Annotated in this window: 16 protein-coding genes; 4 read left to right on the forward strand and 12 right to left on the reverse strand. The window is 66.5% G+C overall.

The window, feature by feature from the left end; translation table 11 throughout:
- Positions 1-34: 34 nt before the first annotated feature.
- From AWC17_RS05305 to AWC17_RS05360, 12 genes are all read right to left on the reverse strand, one after another.
- On the reverse strand, positions 35-913 hold the full coding sequence (locus AWC17_RS05305) for a universal stress protein (RefSeq protein ID WP_046184700.1): 879 nt from the start codon (positions 911-913) through the stop codon (positions 35-37).
- An 11-nt stretch (positions 914-924) separates the two neighbouring features.
- Positions 925-1,458 carry a GNAT family N-acetyltransferase gene (locus AWC17_RS05310; RefSeq protein ID WP_167385547.1) on the reverse strand — a complete coding sequence of 178 codons (534 nt, stop codon included), beginning with the start codon at positions 1,456-1,458 and terminating at the stop codon, positions 925-927.
- Between the two features lie 86 nt (positions 1,459-1,544).
- Entirely contained in the window at positions 1,545-3,194 is a 1,650-nt protein-coding gene (locus AWC17_RS05315; protein WP_197083442.1) for a sensor histidine kinase, read from the reverse strand.
- Between the two features lie 187 nt (positions 3,195-3,381).
- Complete coding sequence (locus tag AWC17_RS05320) at positions 3,382-4,053, reverse strand: response regulator (RefSeq protein WP_046184697.1); 672 nt, start codon at positions 4,051-4,053, stop codon at positions 3,382-3,384.
- 58 nt (positions 4,054-4,111) lie between these two features.
- A complete protein-coding gene (locus AWC17_RS05325; protein ID WP_046184696.1) occupies positions 4,112-4,930 on the reverse strand; it encodes a universal stress protein in 819 nt (272 codons plus the stop codon).
- A 5-nt stretch (positions 4,931-4,935) separates the two neighbouring features.
- The gene (locus AWC17_RS05330; RefSeq protein ID WP_046184695.1) at positions 4,936-5,694 is read right to left on the reverse strand and encodes a universal stress protein; all 759 of its coding nucleotides are present in this window, start codon (positions 5,692-5,694) and stop codon (positions 4,936-4,938) included.
- 103 nt (positions 5,695-5,797) lie between these two features.
- Complete coding sequence (locus AWC17_RS05335; protein WP_046184694.1) at positions 5,798-6,760, reverse strand: 1-phosphofructokinase family hexose kinase; 963 nt, start codon at positions 6,758-6,760, stop codon at positions 5,798-5,800.
- 22 nt (positions 6,761-6,782) lie between these two features.
- On the reverse strand, positions 6,783-8,822 hold the full coding sequence (locus AWC17_RS05340; RefSeq protein ID WP_141224510.1) for an erythromycin esterase family protein: 2,040 nt from the start codon (positions 8,820-8,822) through the stop codon (positions 6,783-6,785).
- A 12-nt stretch (positions 8,823-8,834) separates the two neighbouring features.
- Complete coding sequence (locus AWC17_RS05345; protein WP_046186014.1) at positions 8,835-9,266, reverse strand: Hsp20/alpha crystallin family protein; 432 nt, start codon at positions 9,264-9,266, stop codon at positions 8,835-8,837.
- Between the two features lie 104 nt (positions 9,267-9,370).
- Positions 9,371-9,580, reverse strand: a complete 210-nt coding sequence (locus AWC17_RS05350) for a hypothetical protein (protein ID WP_372517431.1) — start codon at positions 9,578-9,580, stop codon at positions 9,371-9,373.
- 37 nt (positions 9,581-9,617) lie between these two features.
- Positions 9,618-9,887: a DUF1918 domain-containing protein gene (locus AWC17_RS05355; RefSeq protein ID WP_046186012.1), complete on the reverse strand. Its 270-nt coding sequence runs from the start codon at positions 9,885-9,887 to the stop codon at positions 9,618-9,620.
- Between the two features lie 43 nt (positions 9,888-9,930).
- Positions 9,931-10,917 carry an Acg family FMN-binding oxidoreductase gene (locus tag AWC17_RS05360; RefSeq protein ID WP_046186011.1) on the reverse strand — a complete coding sequence of 329 codons (987 nt, stop codon included), beginning with the start codon at positions 10,915-10,917 and terminating at the stop codon, positions 9,931-9,933.
- Between the two features lie 187 nt (positions 10,918-11,104).
- On the opposite strand from AWC17_RS05360, the gene acsA reads away from it, so the two are divergent.
- The 4 genes from acsA to AWC17_RS05380 are packed head-to-tail and all read left to right on the forward strand — an operon-like array spanning position 11,105 to position 16,069.
- Positions 11,105-12,907, forward strand: a complete 1,803-nt coding sequence (acsA, locus tag AWC17_RS05365; protein ID WP_046186010.1) for an acetate--CoA ligase — start codon at positions 11,105-11,107, stop codon at positions 12,905-12,907.
- Positions 12,904-13,875 carry a pyruvate dehydrogenase (acetyl-transferring) E1 component subunit alpha gene (pdhA, locus tag AWC17_RS05370; RefSeq protein WP_046186009.1) on the forward strand — a complete coding sequence of 324 codons (972 nt, stop codon included), beginning with the start codon at positions 12,904-12,906 and terminating at the stop codon, positions 13,873-13,875. Before acsA ends, pdhA begins: the two co-directional genes overlap by 4 nt.
- Positions 13,872-14,849, forward strand: coding sequence for an alpha-ketoacid dehydrogenase subunit beta (locus tag AWC17_RS05375; protein WP_046186008.1), 978 nt, complete (start codon positions 13,872-13,874; stop codon positions 14,847-14,849). The genes pdhA and AWC17_RS05375 overlap by 4 nt, the downstream gene beginning before the upstream one ends.
- Positions 14,846-16,069 (forward strand): dihydrolipoamide acetyltransferase family protein, encoded by a 1,224-nt coding sequence (locus tag AWC17_RS05380; RefSeq protein ID WP_047323344.1) that lies wholly within the window; start codon positions 14,846-14,848, stop codon positions 16,067-16,069. The genes AWC17_RS05375 and AWC17_RS05380 overlap by 4 nt, the downstream gene beginning before the upstream one ends.
- The last annotated feature ends 6 nt before the right edge of the window (positions 16,070-16,075 follow it).

Raw genomic sequence — 16,075 nt, forward strand, 5'->3', positions numbered from 1 at the left:
TACAGGCCTCCTTTGCAATCATGGATTCTCATCGTCAACGGACGACCAGCACAGGCACTCGGGCCGACTGCGCCACCGCGGAACTGACCGAGCCGAGCAACATCCCGGGGAATCCGCCACGGCCGCGGCTACCCACCACCACCAGTTGAGCGTGTTCGGATTCCTTAAGCAGCCACTCGGACGGCTTGTCGCAGAACAGTTTCCGTTCGACATGCACGTCGGGATAGCGTTCTTGCCAGCCGGCCAGGCGTTCGGCGAGGACTTCTTGCGCTTCCTTCTCGCGGTCATGCCAGTCCATGCCGAGGATGGGGAACACTCCCACGTCGCTCCATACATGCAGCGCCACCAGTCCGACCCCCCGGCGCGAGGCTTCGTCGAAGGCCAGGGCGGTCGCCGCTTCCGACGCGGGGGATCCGTCGATGCCCAGCACCACGGGTGCGCTGGAATCCGGGGTTGCCCCTTCATCGGAGTGGATGACCGCGACCGGGCAGTGTGCGTAGTGCACGAGTCCCGTGGTTACCGAGCCCAGCAGCAGGCGGCCCACCGCACCAAGCCCCTGGCTTCCGGCAACGACGACCCAAGCATTCTTGGAGGCCTCGATCAATGCCGGGACAATGGCCGAATACACCGTCTCGGTGTGTATTTCGGGCGGTCGGGACTCGCCCAGGCTGGTGCTTAGCGTCTTGCGGGCCTGGTCGATGACATGCTGAGCGCTGTCGTGCTGCCACTCGGGCATGTCCGCATACAGTTGGCCCACCGGCCAGCCGACCACGACGGGCGGAACGGCGTGCATCAGCGTGATGGGCAAATCGCGCATGATGGCCTCACGTGTCCCCCAGGCGACGGCGGCGTCGGATACAGCCGACCCGTCGACACACACCAGCACCCCATACTTTTTCGCGTTTTCCGCCATTTTCCGCTCCTCTACGCCGACGCCTCGTCGAATTGGGGTAGCTCGATCTCGAGATGGCGGATCGATCCGTAATCGATTGGCCTGCAGGACCAGCCGAGATCGAAGAAGACCGTGAGCATGAGGTGGTTCTCGCCGAGGACGTCCGCGATGAACCGCCCAATCCCGCGAGATCGAGCGATGGGAGCCAGGTGCTTGAGCAAGGCCGTGCCCACGCCCACCGAATGATCTTCGTGGGCAACCACGACCGCGACCTCGGCGACCTTCGGGTCGTCGACGACGACGTAGTGGGCCACGCCGATCAGCCGATCGGCGTCGAAGGCGCCGAGAGCATATAACCCGTCTTCGGGCTCGGTGAGCTTGGCGACGAGCTCGTACAGCGGCGACAGCTGCAGCGTGAAGAAGCGAAAGTATCGGTCATGGTCGGACAGGTGTTGATGAAGCGCCAGAACGGCCTCGGCGTCGGTGACGGTGAGAGGGCGCAACGACACCAAGCGTCCGTCAAGCAGCCGAGCCGTAGCGGCGACGTCCACCGAGCGATCACTCACGATGTCGACGTTATTCCGGGCCGTCGCGATTGGGCAGGGCCGTTAGACCCCATGGCCGCTCCTATTGGTCCCGTTGCGGACGTTCGCTACTGATCGATGAGCGGAGCGACCCAGTGAACCCGGGTACCGCCCTCCAATGGGCCGCTGATCTCGCACGCGCCGCCCAGTTGTTCGGCGCGGCGCTTCATGTTGGCCAGACCGCTGTGACGCGTGTTGCCGTCGGGTATGCCGGAGCCGTTGTCGACGATATCGAGGACGAACATGTCGGCGACGCTGATCTCGACGGTCAGCCGCGACGCGCCTGAATGACGCAGGGCGTTGCTGATCGCCTCCGCGGTCACCGCTTCGGCGTTGTCGGCAAGCTCACCGCCGACGGCGGTCATCGGTCCATGCGTGCGCAGGGTGGTCACGATGTCGCGGTCCTCGGTCAGATCGGCGACCACTTTTTGGATGCGATGCCGAAAGTCGCCGTTCTTACCCAACGGGGATTTCAGCTGGAAGATCGTCGTGCGAATTTCCTCGATGATGGTTTGAAGATCGTCCAGCGTGCGGTTGAGCCGCTCGGACACCTCCGGGGAGCGCGCCCGTGCGAGCGTTCCCTGCAAATCCATGCCGGCGGCGAAAAGCCGCTGGATGACGTGGTCGTGCAAGTCGTGCGCGATGCGTTCGCGCTCGGCCAGGATGGTCACCTGGCGCGCGTCGTCACGAGCCGACGCGAGCACGAGCGCCATTGCGGCGTGAGTGGCGAAATCGCTGACCAGATCCAGGTAGCTTTCGTCGAACGGTGGCTGGTCGAAGCCACGGGCGATGGCGATTACGCCGACGACTTCGTCCCGGGCACGTAGGGGCATGAGGATGGCCGGCCGCTGCCCGACATCGGTGAATGCCTGAATCGGGTACCGCAAGGTCTCGGTGATCAGCGGTTCGCCGGAGCGGAAAACGGCGCCGCTGGTGGAAACGTCCACCGGGACTCGCTGGCCGACCACCTCGGCGGCGTGCACTCCGACCGCCGCCGAGACCACCAGCGTGTCGACCTCGTCATCGGGCAGGTCGGGATCGGCGGGCACCAGGACGATCGCCTGCTCGGCGTCGGTCAGGGCACGGGCGCTTTCGGCGATCAGCTGCAGCGGACGCCGGTGCGGCGCGGCGCTGGATAGCAGCGCGGTCGTGATTTCGCGGCTGGCCTCCATCCACTTCGCGGAGGTCCGCTCGCGTTCGAACAGCTGTGCGTTGTCGATGGCGACCGCGGCGGCGAACGCCAGCGCCCGAGCGGCAACCTCGTCGGACTCGGAGAACACCCGCTTCGGATCGACGTGGGTGAGGTAGAGGTTGCCGAACACGATGCCACGTATGGTGATCGGCACCGCGAGGAAGGCGCGCATCGGGGGGTGGTGCTCGGGGAACCCGACAGCGGCCGGGTGGGCGGTCAGGTCGTCCATCCGCAAGGCCGGCGTGTCCAGCAGCGACAGGCTCAGCAGCCCCTTGCCGAACGGCAGGTGGCCGATCCGGGACACCGTGTCGGCGTCCATTCCCTCGTGGACAAAGGACAACAAGTTGCCGTCGGGATCACGGACGGCCAGGGCGCCGTAGGGGGCGGACGCCAATTTTCTGGCCGCCGAGATGATCCGGTGCAGCGTTGCGTCGAGATCGAGCCCCGCGCCGATCTCGACGATGACCCGGAGCAATTGCTCCATTTGGTCGCGGGCCGCCAGCAACTCGTCGAGTTGTTCATGCATCCTGCCGACCAACCCACGCTGGCCAAGTCCGGCGAATGCCGAGCCGCTCTCGTCGCTCTTCACCCGATAGACCCTCCGGACAGTTCAGTCACCGCGCGATGCAGATAGCAAAATTAGCCTAATCGCAAATTGTCAAGCGCCCAAGCGAAACGTACTAGTCGAGGGCGTTACATCTTGCGCACGCCGGCTAGTCGGTTGGCGCATCCATCGGGGCGGTCGAGTGGTGGGACTGTTGATCCAACTTCGACGCAAATACCGCCGCCTGGGTGCGGCGCTCCATACCGAGTTTGGCGAGCAACCGCGACACGTAATTCTTCACCGTCTTCTCGGCGAGGAACATCCGCGCGGCGATCTGCCTGTTGGTCAGGCCCTCACTGAGCAGGCCCAGGAGTGTTCGCTCCTGTTCGGTCAGTCCGGACAGCGGGTCTTCGCGCTCCGCCGCGCCGCGGAGCTTCGCCATCAGCACGGCTGCCGCCCGGTTATCCAGCAGTGATTTGCCGGCGCCCACCTCCTTGATGGCGTGTGCCAGCTCCATACCCTTGATGTCCTTGACCACGTAGCCGCTGGCGCCGGCCAGAATCGCCTCGAGCATTGCTTCGTCGGAGGTGAACGACGTCAGCATCAGGCAGCGCAGGTCGGGATGATCGGACACCAGGTCGCGGCACAGCTCGATGCCGTTGCCGTCCGGAAGCCGCACGTCAAGCACGGCGACGTCGGGTTGCAGCGCCGGAATCCGTGCTTTGGCCTCGGAGACGGAGCCCGCCTCGCCGACGATTTCCAGCTCGGGGTCCGATGCCAGGAGGTCGGCGAGACCGCGCCGGACGACTTCATGGTCATCGACCAGGAAAACCTTAACCATTACGAGCCCTTCCGCTGGTCATATGACCTCAATATCACACACCCATCATCCCCCAAGCTCACAAATGTTGCCGATTCACGATCAACAGCGAACAGTTGGCGTCCTGCATCACCGAACTGCCGACCGGTCCCACCAGTTCGGCCACATGCTGACGATCGTGGGCACCGACGATCACCAAGCCCACCGGCCCGTGCGGGCCGGCCAGGTATTCCAGCAGGCGGACGTGTACCGCAACCGATTCGACCCGCAGCTGCGGATGGCGTCGCGTCCACCGGGCCAGCTGGCGATCCAGGTCGGCGAGCGCCCGGCGATCGGCCTCGGTATCACCGTGCTCGGCCGGCCCGGTTCGCCGCGAGATGACCGCCTGGAGGACCGCGCCACGCAGCAGGGCCTCGTCGATCGCGGCGCCCAGCAGTACTGGGTCAGGGGATCCGGCTATCTCGACGACCGTTTTTTCTCCGGGCTGCCGGCGGTGACCGTCGCGGCCACGGATGATCGCCACCGGGCAGCGCGCCGATATGGCCACGGCCGAGGCGGTGGACCCAACCCGACCCGGTTGAAAGTGGCGTAGCCCCACGGCTCCCACGCAGACCATGGCCGCCGATGCCGACGAGCGAATCAGCGACCCGACCGCGGGTCCGGCAACGATCACCGTCTCGACCTGCACCGGCTTGCCCGCTGCCCGGATCGCCGTCACCGCCTGGCGAACCGCTATTTCCGCGGCTTCTTGGCTGTCCCCGCGCTCGGTCGCGTGCAGGAGACGCAGCGGAACGTCACGGCTCATCGCCTCGTCGACCGCCCACAGGGCCGCGCGTATCGCCGCCTTGGAACCATCGATACCTGCGACGATCGACTTGGTTCTGGCCGGCTGTGTCATCGGTCTCAGTGACGGACCACAAGCACCGAGCAGTCGGGGTAGCCGACGATCGGATGGCAGTTCGGGGTAGCCAGCCCAGCCATCTCGTCGGCATCGGCACTGCCCACCACCGCCAGTTCGATTGTGCCGCCGGGCTTTCCGCTGGGCTTCGCGCCGGTCCCCGCGGCGACGGTCTGAACGTGGACATCGGGATAGCGGCGAACCCAGCTGTTCAGTCGCCGGTCGATCTGCCGCACGGTGACGTGGCGGCGCCGCCCTTCCTCCATGGCGTGGTGCACCACCTCGTCGTTGTCCGGCTCATCGTTGAGCACCACGGCGATCACACCAAGCTCCGTCGGCGATCCGTCGGGATTGGTGCGGATGATCGCGACCGGACAGTGCGCGTGCGCCACCAGGCCCGCCGCGGTCGGGCCCAACAGGCCGTCGGCGGCCCATCCCCGCCTGGCGGTGCCGACGCATACCAGGGCCGCGTCCTGCGATTGGCCGACGAGCACCTGCGCAGGATCTCCCGAGAGGATGGCCGTCTCCACTTCGACCGGCTTCTCTGCCCTCTGCACGGCGCATTCCGCTTGCGACAGAGCCATTTCGGCGCGCTCCAGCTTCCACTCGGACCCGCCTCGCGCCCCTCGGCCGATGATGACATAGACGAGGCGAAGGGGCAGCTGCCGACTCACCGCTTCGTCGACCGCCCATTTGGCGGCGTTCACCGCGGCTTGCGAGCCGTTGATACCCGCGACCACCGACTTCGCGTCCAGCTCCGTCATGTCGGCTCCTGACTGATTTTCATCGCTGCCTGTCAGGTTATTGCGCCCATTCCGTTGGCGGAGGGGTCGTTAGGCCTTAGCCGGGATGCCGTTTGTCCTAAGGTCACACGTCCAAGGGTTCGGCGACAAGATCGAACAATCTCTCCACATCCGCGCGCTCGCAGACGGCCGTGCCGGGTGTCATCAGCTTCGCCGAGCCGGCGGCGATTCCCAAACGCACGGACTTCGCCAGCGGCCATCCGCGGCTGAGAGCGACCGTGATTGCGGCAACCATCGCGTCGCCCGCCCCGACGCCGCTCCCGCTTCGCATCGGTACCGCCGAGAACCGCTGGCTGGTATGGCGTGTCGCCAGCAGCGCACCGTAAGGACCCAAGGACGCCACCACAACTTGTGCGCGACCACGATCGATCAGCTCGTGGGCAGCGGCGAATTGCTCGGGCTCCGTGGCGAGACGGCGGCCGACGCATTCTCTTAGTTCCCGCACGCTCGCCTTGAGGAGGAAGACACCCGAGGAGATGTGCTGCAAGCCGCCGCCGGACGTATCCAGAATGAGCGGCACGCCCAGCTGTTGGCAGATGTCGGCAACCCGCTGGTAGTAGTCGGCCGGGACACCCGGTGGCAGGCTGCCGCTCGCCACAACGAATCCGGCCGTTTCCGCCGCGACCCGCAGTTGGTCGAGGCATTGCTCCTGCTCTGGGACGGTCAGCTGCGGGCCCGGCAGAACGAACCGGTATTGCTGGCCGGTACTGGTCTCGTTGACCGTGAAGCTCTCACGCGTTTGCGCTTCGATCGGAATCCGCACGAACGGCACTTCCGCGTCGCTGAGCAGGCTCGTGACGAGACCGCCGTGTGAGCCGCCCGCAGGAAACACCGCCAGCACCGAGGCGCCCAGTACCCGCGCGATCCGGGCGACGTTGATGCCTCCTCCGCCCGGGTCGTAACGAGTCGCGGAGCAGCGCAATTTGTCGGTTGGCCGTACGACACCGACACTTGTCGTGATGTCGAGCGCCGGGTTCATGGTCAACGTCACAATCTGCGCTCGGCCCGTCGCGGCTGGCGTCTCCATCTTTCCGTCGACTCCGTATCGGTTAAAGGCCGCTCGGGTACGTTTCCGGCGTTTCGCCCGCGATCCACAGGCTGGTGACCTCGAGGGGTTCGAGCGCCCGGGTCCTGTCGATGTGGATCATCGCGTCGAACTGGTCGGCCGGCCGGACGTGGAAGTAGTGACTCTGCCGTTCGGTCTCTGGCCGGTAGATCACGCCGATGGCACGCCCCAACCGGACCGCGCTGAGCGGCTCGGCGGCCCCCGAGCCGATGTGCGGCGACACCAAAAACTCGCTCCTGCCCGTCTCATGCAGGAGTTCTTCGATGCTTCCGTTGAGCGCCGGGCGGACGACCTTCCGTTCGGCGATGCCACCCCAGTCGCTGGCGGCGGTGACAGTGCCCGTGTACGTGCTGAAGCCGATCAGACGTGATTCATCGCCGTGTCGCTGCCGGACCAGTTGACCGAGCGTGAGTTGTCCATCGGCCCACACCTCGGTGGCGCGCGCGTCGCCGACGTGGGAGTTGTGGGCCCACACGACAATTCGCGCCGAAGGGACATCGTGGTGGCGGTCCAGGTGCTTCAGCAGTGCCTCGAGCGTCTGCGCCATGTGCTTGTCCCGCAGGTTCCACGAGGTGACTCGCCCGCTGAACATTGCCCGGTAGTAAACCTCCGCGTTGTGCACCGTCTGGGCGTTCTGGTGGGCGTAGAACAATTCGTCCTCGGCGAGCAGCCCATCCCTTCGCGCATAGGCCAGTTCGTTGCGCTGCATGTCGATAAGTTGATCGATCGCTTCCTTTTCGCACGATGGCCCGGCGCCGAAGGCCGCCGAGAAGCCGTACGCCTGACCGTCGTCCGCCGAGGTGTGGTCGAAGCAGGCATAACGTTCCCGCGCCCGCGCCGCCGCCTTCGGGTCCATTTTATCGAGGTAGCTGATCACTTCGTGCATCGACCGATGCAGGCTGTACAGGTCCAGGCCGTAGAAGCCGGCCTGCCGCTGGCCGTTGTTCTCGTGCAGCCGGTTTCGGATGCGCAGCCAGTCGACGAAGTCACGAACGACGGTGTTGCGCCACATCCAGGCGGGAAAACGCTCGAATCCGCTCAACGCCTCGTCGGCGCTCGTGTCCTCGCCGATGCCGCGAACGTAGCGATTCACCCGGTAGGCGTCGGGCCAATCCGCCTCCGCCGCGACGGCACAGAAACCCTTCTCCTCGATCAGCCACTTCGTGATTTCGGACCGGGCCTCGTAGAACTCGTGTGTGCCATGCGAGCTTTCGCCGATCAGCACGATGCGCGCGTCACCGATCAGCTCCTCCAGCGTCTCACGCGGCGGGACACCCGCCGGTGCGTCGATGGCCACCTCTCTGATCAGCTCGGCCGGCGTCCGCGCCGCGGCCCTCCGCGGCGCCTCGGTCGTCGGCGTGGCGAGCAGCCGGCGAACCTCTTCGTCGGTGACTTGCCGGAAATCCCAGAACGACTCCCCGACCGCGAGAAACGGGGTGGGCATGCTCGCGCACACGACATCGTCGACCTGCCCGGCGAATTCCCGGCACGTGGACTCGGGGGCCGCCGGCACGGCGATGACGATGTGTGCGGGCTCGGCTTCCTGTAGCGCCTGCACCGCCGCGAACATGCTTGCGCCGGTGGCTAATCCGTCGTCAACAAGGATGACCGTCTTGCCGGCCACATCCACGGGTGGACGCCCGTCGCGATAGGCGGCCTCGCGCCGAATCAGTTCCCGGCCTTCCCGCTCGGCGACGGCGCGCAATTCCTGCGGGGTGATCCGCAGACCCCGCACGACGTCGTCGTTGACCACGACGCGGCCCCCACTCGCCAATGCTCCAACGGCGAACTCCTCGTGGCCGGGGGCGCCGAGCTTGCGCACGACGAAGGCATCCAACGGGGCATGCAGCGCCGCCGCGACCTCCCACGCCACGGGTATGCCGCCCCGCGCCAGGCCCAGCACGATGACGTCGTGCCTGTCGCGGTAGGCGCCGAGGAGGTTCGCCAGCACCCGGCCTGCCTCGGCGCGGTCGCGGAACACGCGCCGCGGCGAGCGGCGGGTAGCGTCAGCTGCTCTGGTCATCACACACCACGGTCACTTTCCGTTCGACTGCACCTGGACGTGCCGCTCGGCCGGCTTCGCCTCCGAAACCGCCACCGACACGGTGAGGATGCCTTTGTCGTAATTAGCTTCGATGTTTTCTTCGTCGGCGCCCGCCGGCAACGCCACGGTCCGAATGAACGAGCCGTAGGAGAATTCGGAGCGCCCGTCGAAGTCTTTCTTCTCGCTGCGCTCGGCCTTGATGGTGAGCTGTCCGTCGCGCACGGTGACGTCGAGGTTCTTTGCGGGGTCGACGCCGGGGATTTCCGCGCGCACCACGTAGCGGCCCTCCTTCATCTCGTCTTCGAGCCGCATCATGCGGGTATCGAAAACGGGCCGAAGTCCGGTCAGGGCGGGGAAGCCGGCGAACAGGTCGGAGAACTCGGGAAAGAGCGACCTCGGCCGCCGAACGGGAAGGATAGTCATGGCAATCTCCTTAGCCTCAGACTTACCTCTAGGAGTTCATCCGACCACCCCGGCGAAATCGGCGGTAGGGACCGAAGTCCCAGGCTTGCGGGTCGTTCGTCGGCTCAGCGCCTCCGACGCAACTCGCCGATATAAGCCATGACCCGGTTGAGGATCAGGCCGTAGGCGTCGCCGTCTTCGGTAAGACGGACCAATCCGCGGTGGCGGAGAAAGCCATCGAGGCGCTGGTCCAGGCGCCAGTCGACATAGGTGTCGCCGGCATAGGGCGAGTGCAGGAACTCGAACGCGAGCTCATCGACGTCGGCGTCCGTCAATGATGGGCATCCGTCGGTGGTAGAAGGCATCTTCTGGTTACCCGCCTCGGACGTGGTCCCGTATGGCGGCTTGCATCGCGGCAAATCGCGACCGTGCTCGCTCGTCGGCGGCCTTCTGTTCCGCGGCGGTGACGACTATCGCGTCGGGGCCGGGGAACACGGTCGCCTCCTCCCCGGTGGCCAGCCACCGAACCCGGTAGGGCGGTTCACCATCCGGCGAACGCACCGAGGTGATCAACCCGCGCAGATCCGGACGCCCGATCGTGGCGCTCTTGATGACGAGCCAGTCCCCTGCATGGGCATTCACTATCGTCTCCCTTCGAAGATATTGAGGCGCAACCGGACTCGCACTACCGGCGCATCTCCAAGACCTCGCGTATGGGCCGCCGCGGCGTCGGTTCGGGAGCGCCCTTGCCCGCGGATGCGGTGCCCACCCGGATCAAGACCTGGGGTACCGCCTCGGCATCGGATATGAGCTCCCGAATCATGTCGCGACTGGCTTGCAGCTCCGTCACGTGCGTCACGGTGCAGGTCGCCATGCCGGCCATGGTGCACTCCAGCAGAATCGCCGAAAGCGCCTGGCCGCAACGAAATGCGTCCGCGCGGGTGTCCCCCGGCGTGGACAGGACAAGGACCTTTGCTTGATCGTGGAGACCCGCGGAACTCGGCCGGGTGTGCCCCTCGGCGGGAAATCGGCGGTTCACGTCGACGGCGCCGGGCTGCGTCTCGTTCACCAGCGCGGCTTCGGGTATGCCGTCGTCGTGCCGGCCCGGCGCTGTCCACCAACGTAATTCGTGCTGGTAGAGGTCGTCGTAGCGGCGTAAGGCCTCATTGAGGCGAGCGGCCTCCACCAGCAATGGCAGCGCGTTGTCGGCGAGCACGTCGAGGGTGGCCACGTCACCGTTGAAGGCACTCCGCAGCACCGGCTCGAAGGACGCCCAATCCCTCGGTGCACCGAACGGGCGCCGGTCGGTCCTGCGACGCAGGATCGCCGCGGCGCGGTCTCGTCGGGCGACGGCGACGTAGTGGGCGGAAACGAAGTCGATCGAGGCCAGGTGGTCGAGGTTGTTGGGGTTGGGAAACTCGTCGACGTTGCTCTCCCACCCGTCGGCGGCCATCGCGACCCGGAAGTGATCGAGCACCGCGCCGCAGCTGATGATCGACTCGCGGCCCGAGCTGTCGGCCGAGGGCACCATGCGGTGCGGGTCGGCGAAGAGATCGACTGTCGGGCCGCCGGCGACCCATCGCCATGGCTGGCTGTTGTGCAGCGAGGGTGCCCGGCAGGCGAGCTCCACCGCCTTGGTGAGCACTTTGGTGTCGACCATCGTTGGGGTCATTGCTCGTCGCCTCTCCTGTCTCACTCGGACCCTCAGGCATGCGGGCATCGCGCGCCAGGGTCCTTGGTCCCCAGGCTCAGGTCATTGGGCCCGCCGCGCGGCCGGGGCGACTGATGACCTTTGTCTCTATTGCGGCGTCGCCGCGCGACAAACGATGAAGACGACCACGCCAACCTAGGAAACCCTGATGGATGTCATCCACAAAACAGCCGCTGACTCTCGTGTTCAGCCCAACCTGACGGACTACGAGCGCGAGCGCGCCCGGTTCCGCTGGTCCGACATACCGGATTTGTGCGAAGGTATGGGGCCCGGCCTGTGCAACATCGCCTACGCCGCAGTTGATCGCCACAGGGAGGGTCCCGCCGCGAAGCGCACGGCCTTGCGGTTCGTCACCGATAGGCCCGTGGACGGCGTGATCACCACCCACGACCTCAGTTATGCGGAGCTAGGCCGGCTGTCCAGGCGGTTCTCCGGCGCGCTGCGTTCGTTGGGCATCAATAAGGGCGATCGCGTGTTCACGCTCATGAGCCGCACCTCTGAGCTCTACATCGCGATGCTGGGCGCGCTGCGCAACGGCAGCGTCGTCTCGCCCTTGTTCTCGGCCTTCGGGCCCGAGCCGATTGCCACGCGAGTCAACATCGGGCAAGCCGACGTACTGGTGACCACCAGGGCGATCTATCAGCGCAAGATCGCCAAGATCCGCGATCGACTGCCGTCGGTGCGGCACATCTTCGTCGTCGATGACGGCCAGGCCGACGGCGCGCCGCCGGGAACGCTCGACTTCTGGCAGTGGGTGGACGCGGCCGACGAGAACCCGCCGATCGAGCCCACCACCGCCGATGACCCGGCCTTACTGCACTTCACCAGCGGGACCACCGGTACGCCCAAAGGCGCCATCCACGTGCACGGCGCCGTCGCGATGCACTACGTCACCGGCTTGTACGCGCTGGACCTGCACGCCGACGACACCTATTGGTGCACAGCCGATCCGGGCTGGGTGACGGGCACGTCCTACGGCATCATCAGCCCCCTGCTGCACGGGGTTACCTCCATCGTCGACGAAGCGGACTTCGACGCCGAACGCTGGTACCGCATCCTGCAGGACCAGGGCGTCTCGGTGTGGTACACCGCACCGACCGCCATCCGGATGCTCATCAAGGCGGGACCGGAACTACCCGCGCAATACCACTTTCCGCGGCTGCGCTTCATCGCCAGCGTCGGCGAACCGCTCAACCCGGAAGCGGTCTGGTGGGGAAAGCGGGTGCTGGGCTTGCCGATTCACGACAACTGGTGGCAGACCGAGACGGGCGGCATCATGATCGCCAACACACCCGCGTTCGACATCAAGCCCGGCTCGATGGGCCGCCCGCTGCCCGGGGTGGACGCATTCATCGTGCACCACAACGACGATGGCACCCCTGAGGTGATCGACGAACCCGGCGTCGAGGGCGAGCTCGCGCTCAAGCCCGGCTGGCCGTCGATGTTCCGCGGCTATCTGAACGCCGAAGAGCGATACCGAAACTCCTTCGCGGACGGCCTGTACCTGAGTGGCGATCTCGCGAAAAAGGATGCCGACGGCTACTTCTGGTTCGTCGGGCGCAAGGACGACGTGATCAAGTCCGCGGGGCATCTGATCGGGCCGTTCGAAGTCGAAAGCGCGCTGACCGATCACCCGGCGGTCGCCGAGGCGGCCGTCATCGGCATACCCGATCCGACGGTCGGCGAGATGGTCAAAGCCTTTGTCACGCTGAAGAACGGTGTCGTGGCCGACGAAGACCTGCGGCTGGAACTGCTGGGCCACGCCCGCAAGCGGCTGGGGGCCACCGTGGCGCCCAAGGAGATCGAGTTCGTCGACTCGCTGCCCCACACGAGCAGCGGCAAAATCATGCGGCGCCTGCTGAAGGCCCGCGAACTCGGCTTGCCCGAAGGGGATACCTCCACCATCGAGCAGCAGCAAGCGATTCATCACGCCGAAGGGGTGCCGTCATGACCGATACGAAGCTGGCCCATGAACTGTTGTCCGACATGGTCCGCGTTCGGCGGATGGAGGAAAAATGCGCGGAACTGTACAGCGCGGCCAAGATTCGCGGATTCCTGCACCTCTACGTCGGTGAGGAGGCTGTGGCCGCCGGGTCGCTGCGCGCGCTGGCCGACGACGACGCGGTGGTCGCGACCTATCGCGAGCACGCGCACGCGCTGCTGCGCGGCATCCCGATGCCCTCGATCATGGCCGAGATGTTCGGCAAGCAGGAGGGCTGCTCGCGCGGCCGCGGCGGTTCGATGCACCTGTTCGACGCGGTCAAGCGGTTCTATGGGGGTAACGCGATCGTGGCCGGCGGGCTGCCGCTCGCGGTGGGCATCGCGCTGGCCGACGCCATGCTGCAGCAGAAGCGGGTGACCGCCTGCTACTTCGGCGACGGCGCGGTGGCCGAAGGCGCGTTTCACGAGTCGTTGAACATGGCCGCGCTGTGGAACCTGCCGGTGTTGTTCTGTTGCGAGAACAACCTTTACGCGATGGGCACCGCACTGGACCGGGCCCAGTCGCAGACCGACCTCACCGTCAAGGCGGCCGCCTATCGCGTTCCCACGCTGGCCGTCGACGGGATGGATGTCGAGGCGTGCCACGCGGCCGCACAGCAGGGTGTCGATCACGTCCGCGACACCGGCGGCCCGTTCTTCATCGAGTTCCGCACCTACCGGTTCCGGGCACATTCGATGTTCGACCCGGAACTGTACCGGGACAAGGCCGAGGTCGAGCGGTGGCGCGAGCGTGACCCGATCCAGGCATTCACCGAGAAGTGCTTGGGCGACGGCACGCTGTCCGACGCCGACGTGCATGAGATCGAAGCTGCGGCGGCCACCGAGATCGAGGAGGCGGTGGCGTTCGCCGAGGCCGGAACGTGGGAGGACGTTGCGGATCTCGAACGCGACGTGCTGACTCCGGAGGCGGCGCGATGAAGACCAGCTACCGGACCGCCGTGCACGATGCGCTGCGCGACGCCCTGCGCGACGACCCGCGGGTGGTGCTGATGGGTGAGGATGTCGGACGGTATGGGGGAACGTACGCCGCCTCCAAGGGCCTGTTGGACGACTTCGGGCCGGACCGCGTGCGGGATACGCCGCTGTCGGAATTGGGCTTCGTCGGCATCGGGATCGGCGCGGCGCTCAACGGCCTGCGCCCGATCGTGGAAGTCATGACGGTCAACTTCAGCCTGCTGGCACTCGACCAGATCGTCAATACCGCTGCGGCCCTTCGTCATATGTCGGGTGGGCAATTCTCGGTGCCGATCGTCGTCCGCATGGCCACGGGTGCCGGGCGCCAGCTCGCCGCGCAGCATTCGCACAGCCTCGAGCCCTGGTATGCCCACATCCCGGGCATCAAGGTGGTGGCTCCGGCCACCGTCGAGGACGCGTACGGCATGCTGGCACCGGCCCTGGCGGACCCGGACCCGGTGGTGATCTTCGAGCACGTTCAGCTCTACAACACCTCAACGGATGTCGATGTTCTCGCCCCGACGGACATCTCGCGGGCGGCGGTCCGCCGCAGCGGCAGCGACGTCACCTTGATCACCTACGGCGGTAGCCTGCCGAAGACGCTCGACGCCGCCAACGAGCTGTCGCTGGCCGGAATCGACTGCGAGGTAGTCGATTTGCGGGTGTTGCGGCCACTTGACGACGAGACCATCCTCGACTCCGTCCGCAAGACACATCGAGCGGTGGTGGTCGACGAGGCGTGGCGCACCGGGAGCCTGGCCGCGGAAATCACCGCACGCGTGATGGAGGGCGCCTTCTACGACCTCGACGCGCCGGTGGCCCGGGTGTGCAGCACCGAGGTGCCCATGCCTTACGCCAAGCACCTGGAAGAGGCCGCCCTACCTCAAACCGCCAAGATCGTCACCGCCGTGCAGAGCCTTTTCGGGAACCCGTCGTGATCGAATTCAAGATGCCCTCGCTCGGCTCGGACATGGATGAAGGCACCCTGAACGAGTGGCTGGTCAAGCCCGGGGACACGGTGACTCGCGGCCAGGTCGTGGCGATCGTCGAGACCACCAAGGCCGCCGTCGAAGTCGAATGCTGGCAGGAAGGCACCGTCAACGAGCTCGTCGTGCCCGTCGGTGAAACCGTCCAGGTGGGAACGACGTTGGCCACGCTGACGGCACCCGGCGAGCAGGCGGAGAAGCGCCCGACGCCACGGCCGTCGACCAAGGCGGCCACCAAGCCGGCGACGGCGCCGCCGCCGCCGACGCCGACTGCACCGTCGGCGCCCACCGCTCCCCCGACCGCCCCCGGGCGGCGCCGCTGGGTGTCTCCGGCCGCACGGCGGTTGGCCCAGTCGCTGGGCGTCGACATCGAGTCGGTGAGCGGCACCGGACCGCAGGGCGCCGTCACCATCAACGACGTCGAGCACGCGGCCGCGGCCAAGCCGGTCGCGGTCGCGCAACCGGTCGCGCAACCGGCGGCCAAGCCGACGGCGGCCGACCGCGCCACACAGATGCGAAAGTCGATCGCCGCCGCGATGAGCCGGTCGAAGCGGGAGATCCCGCACTACTACCTCGCCGAAGAAATCATGCTGGAAAAGTCGCTGTCCTGGCTGACGACGAGAAATGCGCAGCGATCCATCGACGAACGGGTCCTGCCGGCCGTCTTGCTCTTGAAGGCCGTCGGCGTCGCCGCGCAGCGGTTCGGTGAGTTCAACGGATTCTGGCGGGAAGACGGGTTCGAGCCCGCGGCGGGGGTTCATGTCGGTGTCGGGATATCGCTGCGCGGGGGCGGCCTGGTCGCGCCGGCCATTCACGACGTGCCGGAGAAGAAGCTGGACGAACTCATGGACGACCTCACCGATCTGGTGGGGCGGGCGCGTACCTTCTCGATGCGGAGTTCGGAGATGTCGGACCCGACCATCACGGTCACCAACCTCGGCGACCAGGGCGTCGATGCGGTCTTCGGCGTCATCTATCCGCCGCAGGTCGCGATCGTCGGTTTTGGCCAGCCGGCCGAGCGGGTCTGCGTCATCGACGGCGGGATCCGGGTCGTCACAACGGTCCAGGCAACGCTCGCCGCCGACCACCGCGCCAGCGACGGACACCGGGGCGCGCTATTCCTCGCCGCGATCAACGAGCTGCTCCAGCAGCCCGACCTACTAGAAAAGTGATGCGCA

The organism is Mycobacterium nebraskense (assembly GCF_002102255.1).
In the GTDB taxonomy this organism is placed as follows: Bacteria; Actinomycetota; Actinomycetes; order Mycobacteriales; family Mycobacteriaceae; genus Mycobacterium; species Mycobacterium nebraskense.

Bases quoted from the DNA above. Each gene is read 5' to 3' on its own strand.
- AWC17_RS05305 (WP_046184700.1), bottom strand. From the start codon at position 913: ATGGCGGAAAACGCGAAAAAGTATGGGGTGCTGGTGTGTGTCGACGGG.
- AWC17_RS05315 (WP_197083442.1), bottom strand. From the start codon at position 3,194: ATGCATGAACAACTCGACGAGTTGCTGGCGGCCCGCGACCAAATGGAG.
- AWC17_RS05320 (WP_046184697.1), bottom strand. From the start codon at position 4,053: ATGGTTAAGGTTTTCCTGGTCGATGACCATGAAGTCGTCCGGCGCGGT.
- AWC17_RS05325 (WP_046184696.1), bottom strand. From the start codon at position 4,930: ATGACACAGCCGGCCAGAACCAAGTCGATCGTCGCAGGTATCGATGGT.
- AWC17_RS05330 (WP_046184695.1), bottom strand. From the start codon at position 5,694: ATGACGGAGCTGGACGCGAAGTCGGTGGTCGCGGGTATCAACGGCTCG.
- AWC17_RS05335 (WP_046184694.1), bottom strand. From the start codon at position 6,760: ATGGAGACGCCAGCCGCGACGGGCCGAGCGCAGATTGTGACGTTGACC.
- AWC17_RS05340 (WP_141224510.1), bottom strand. From the start codon at position 8,822: ATGACCAGAGCAGCTGACGCTACCCGCCGCTCGCCGCGGCGCGTGTTC.
- AWC17_RS05345 (WP_046186014.1), bottom strand. From the start codon at position 9,266: ATGACTATCCTTCCCGTTCGGCGGCCGAGGTCGCTCTTTCCCGAGTTC.
- AWC17_RS05360 (WP_046186011.1), bottom strand. From the start codon at position 10,917: ATGACCCCAACGATGGTCGACACCAAAGTGCTCACCAAGGCGGTGGAG.
- acsA (WP_046186010.1), top strand. From the start codon at position 11,105: ATGGATGTCATCCACAAAACAGCCGCTGACTCTCGTGTTCAGCCCAAC.
- pdhA (WP_046186009.1), top strand. From the start codon at position 12,904: ATGACCGATACGAAGCTGGCCCATGAACTGTTGTCCGACATGGTCCGC.
- AWC17_RS05375 (WP_046186008.1), top strand. From the start codon at position 13,872: ATGAAGACCAGCTACCGGACCGCCGTGCACGATGCGCTGCGCGACGCC.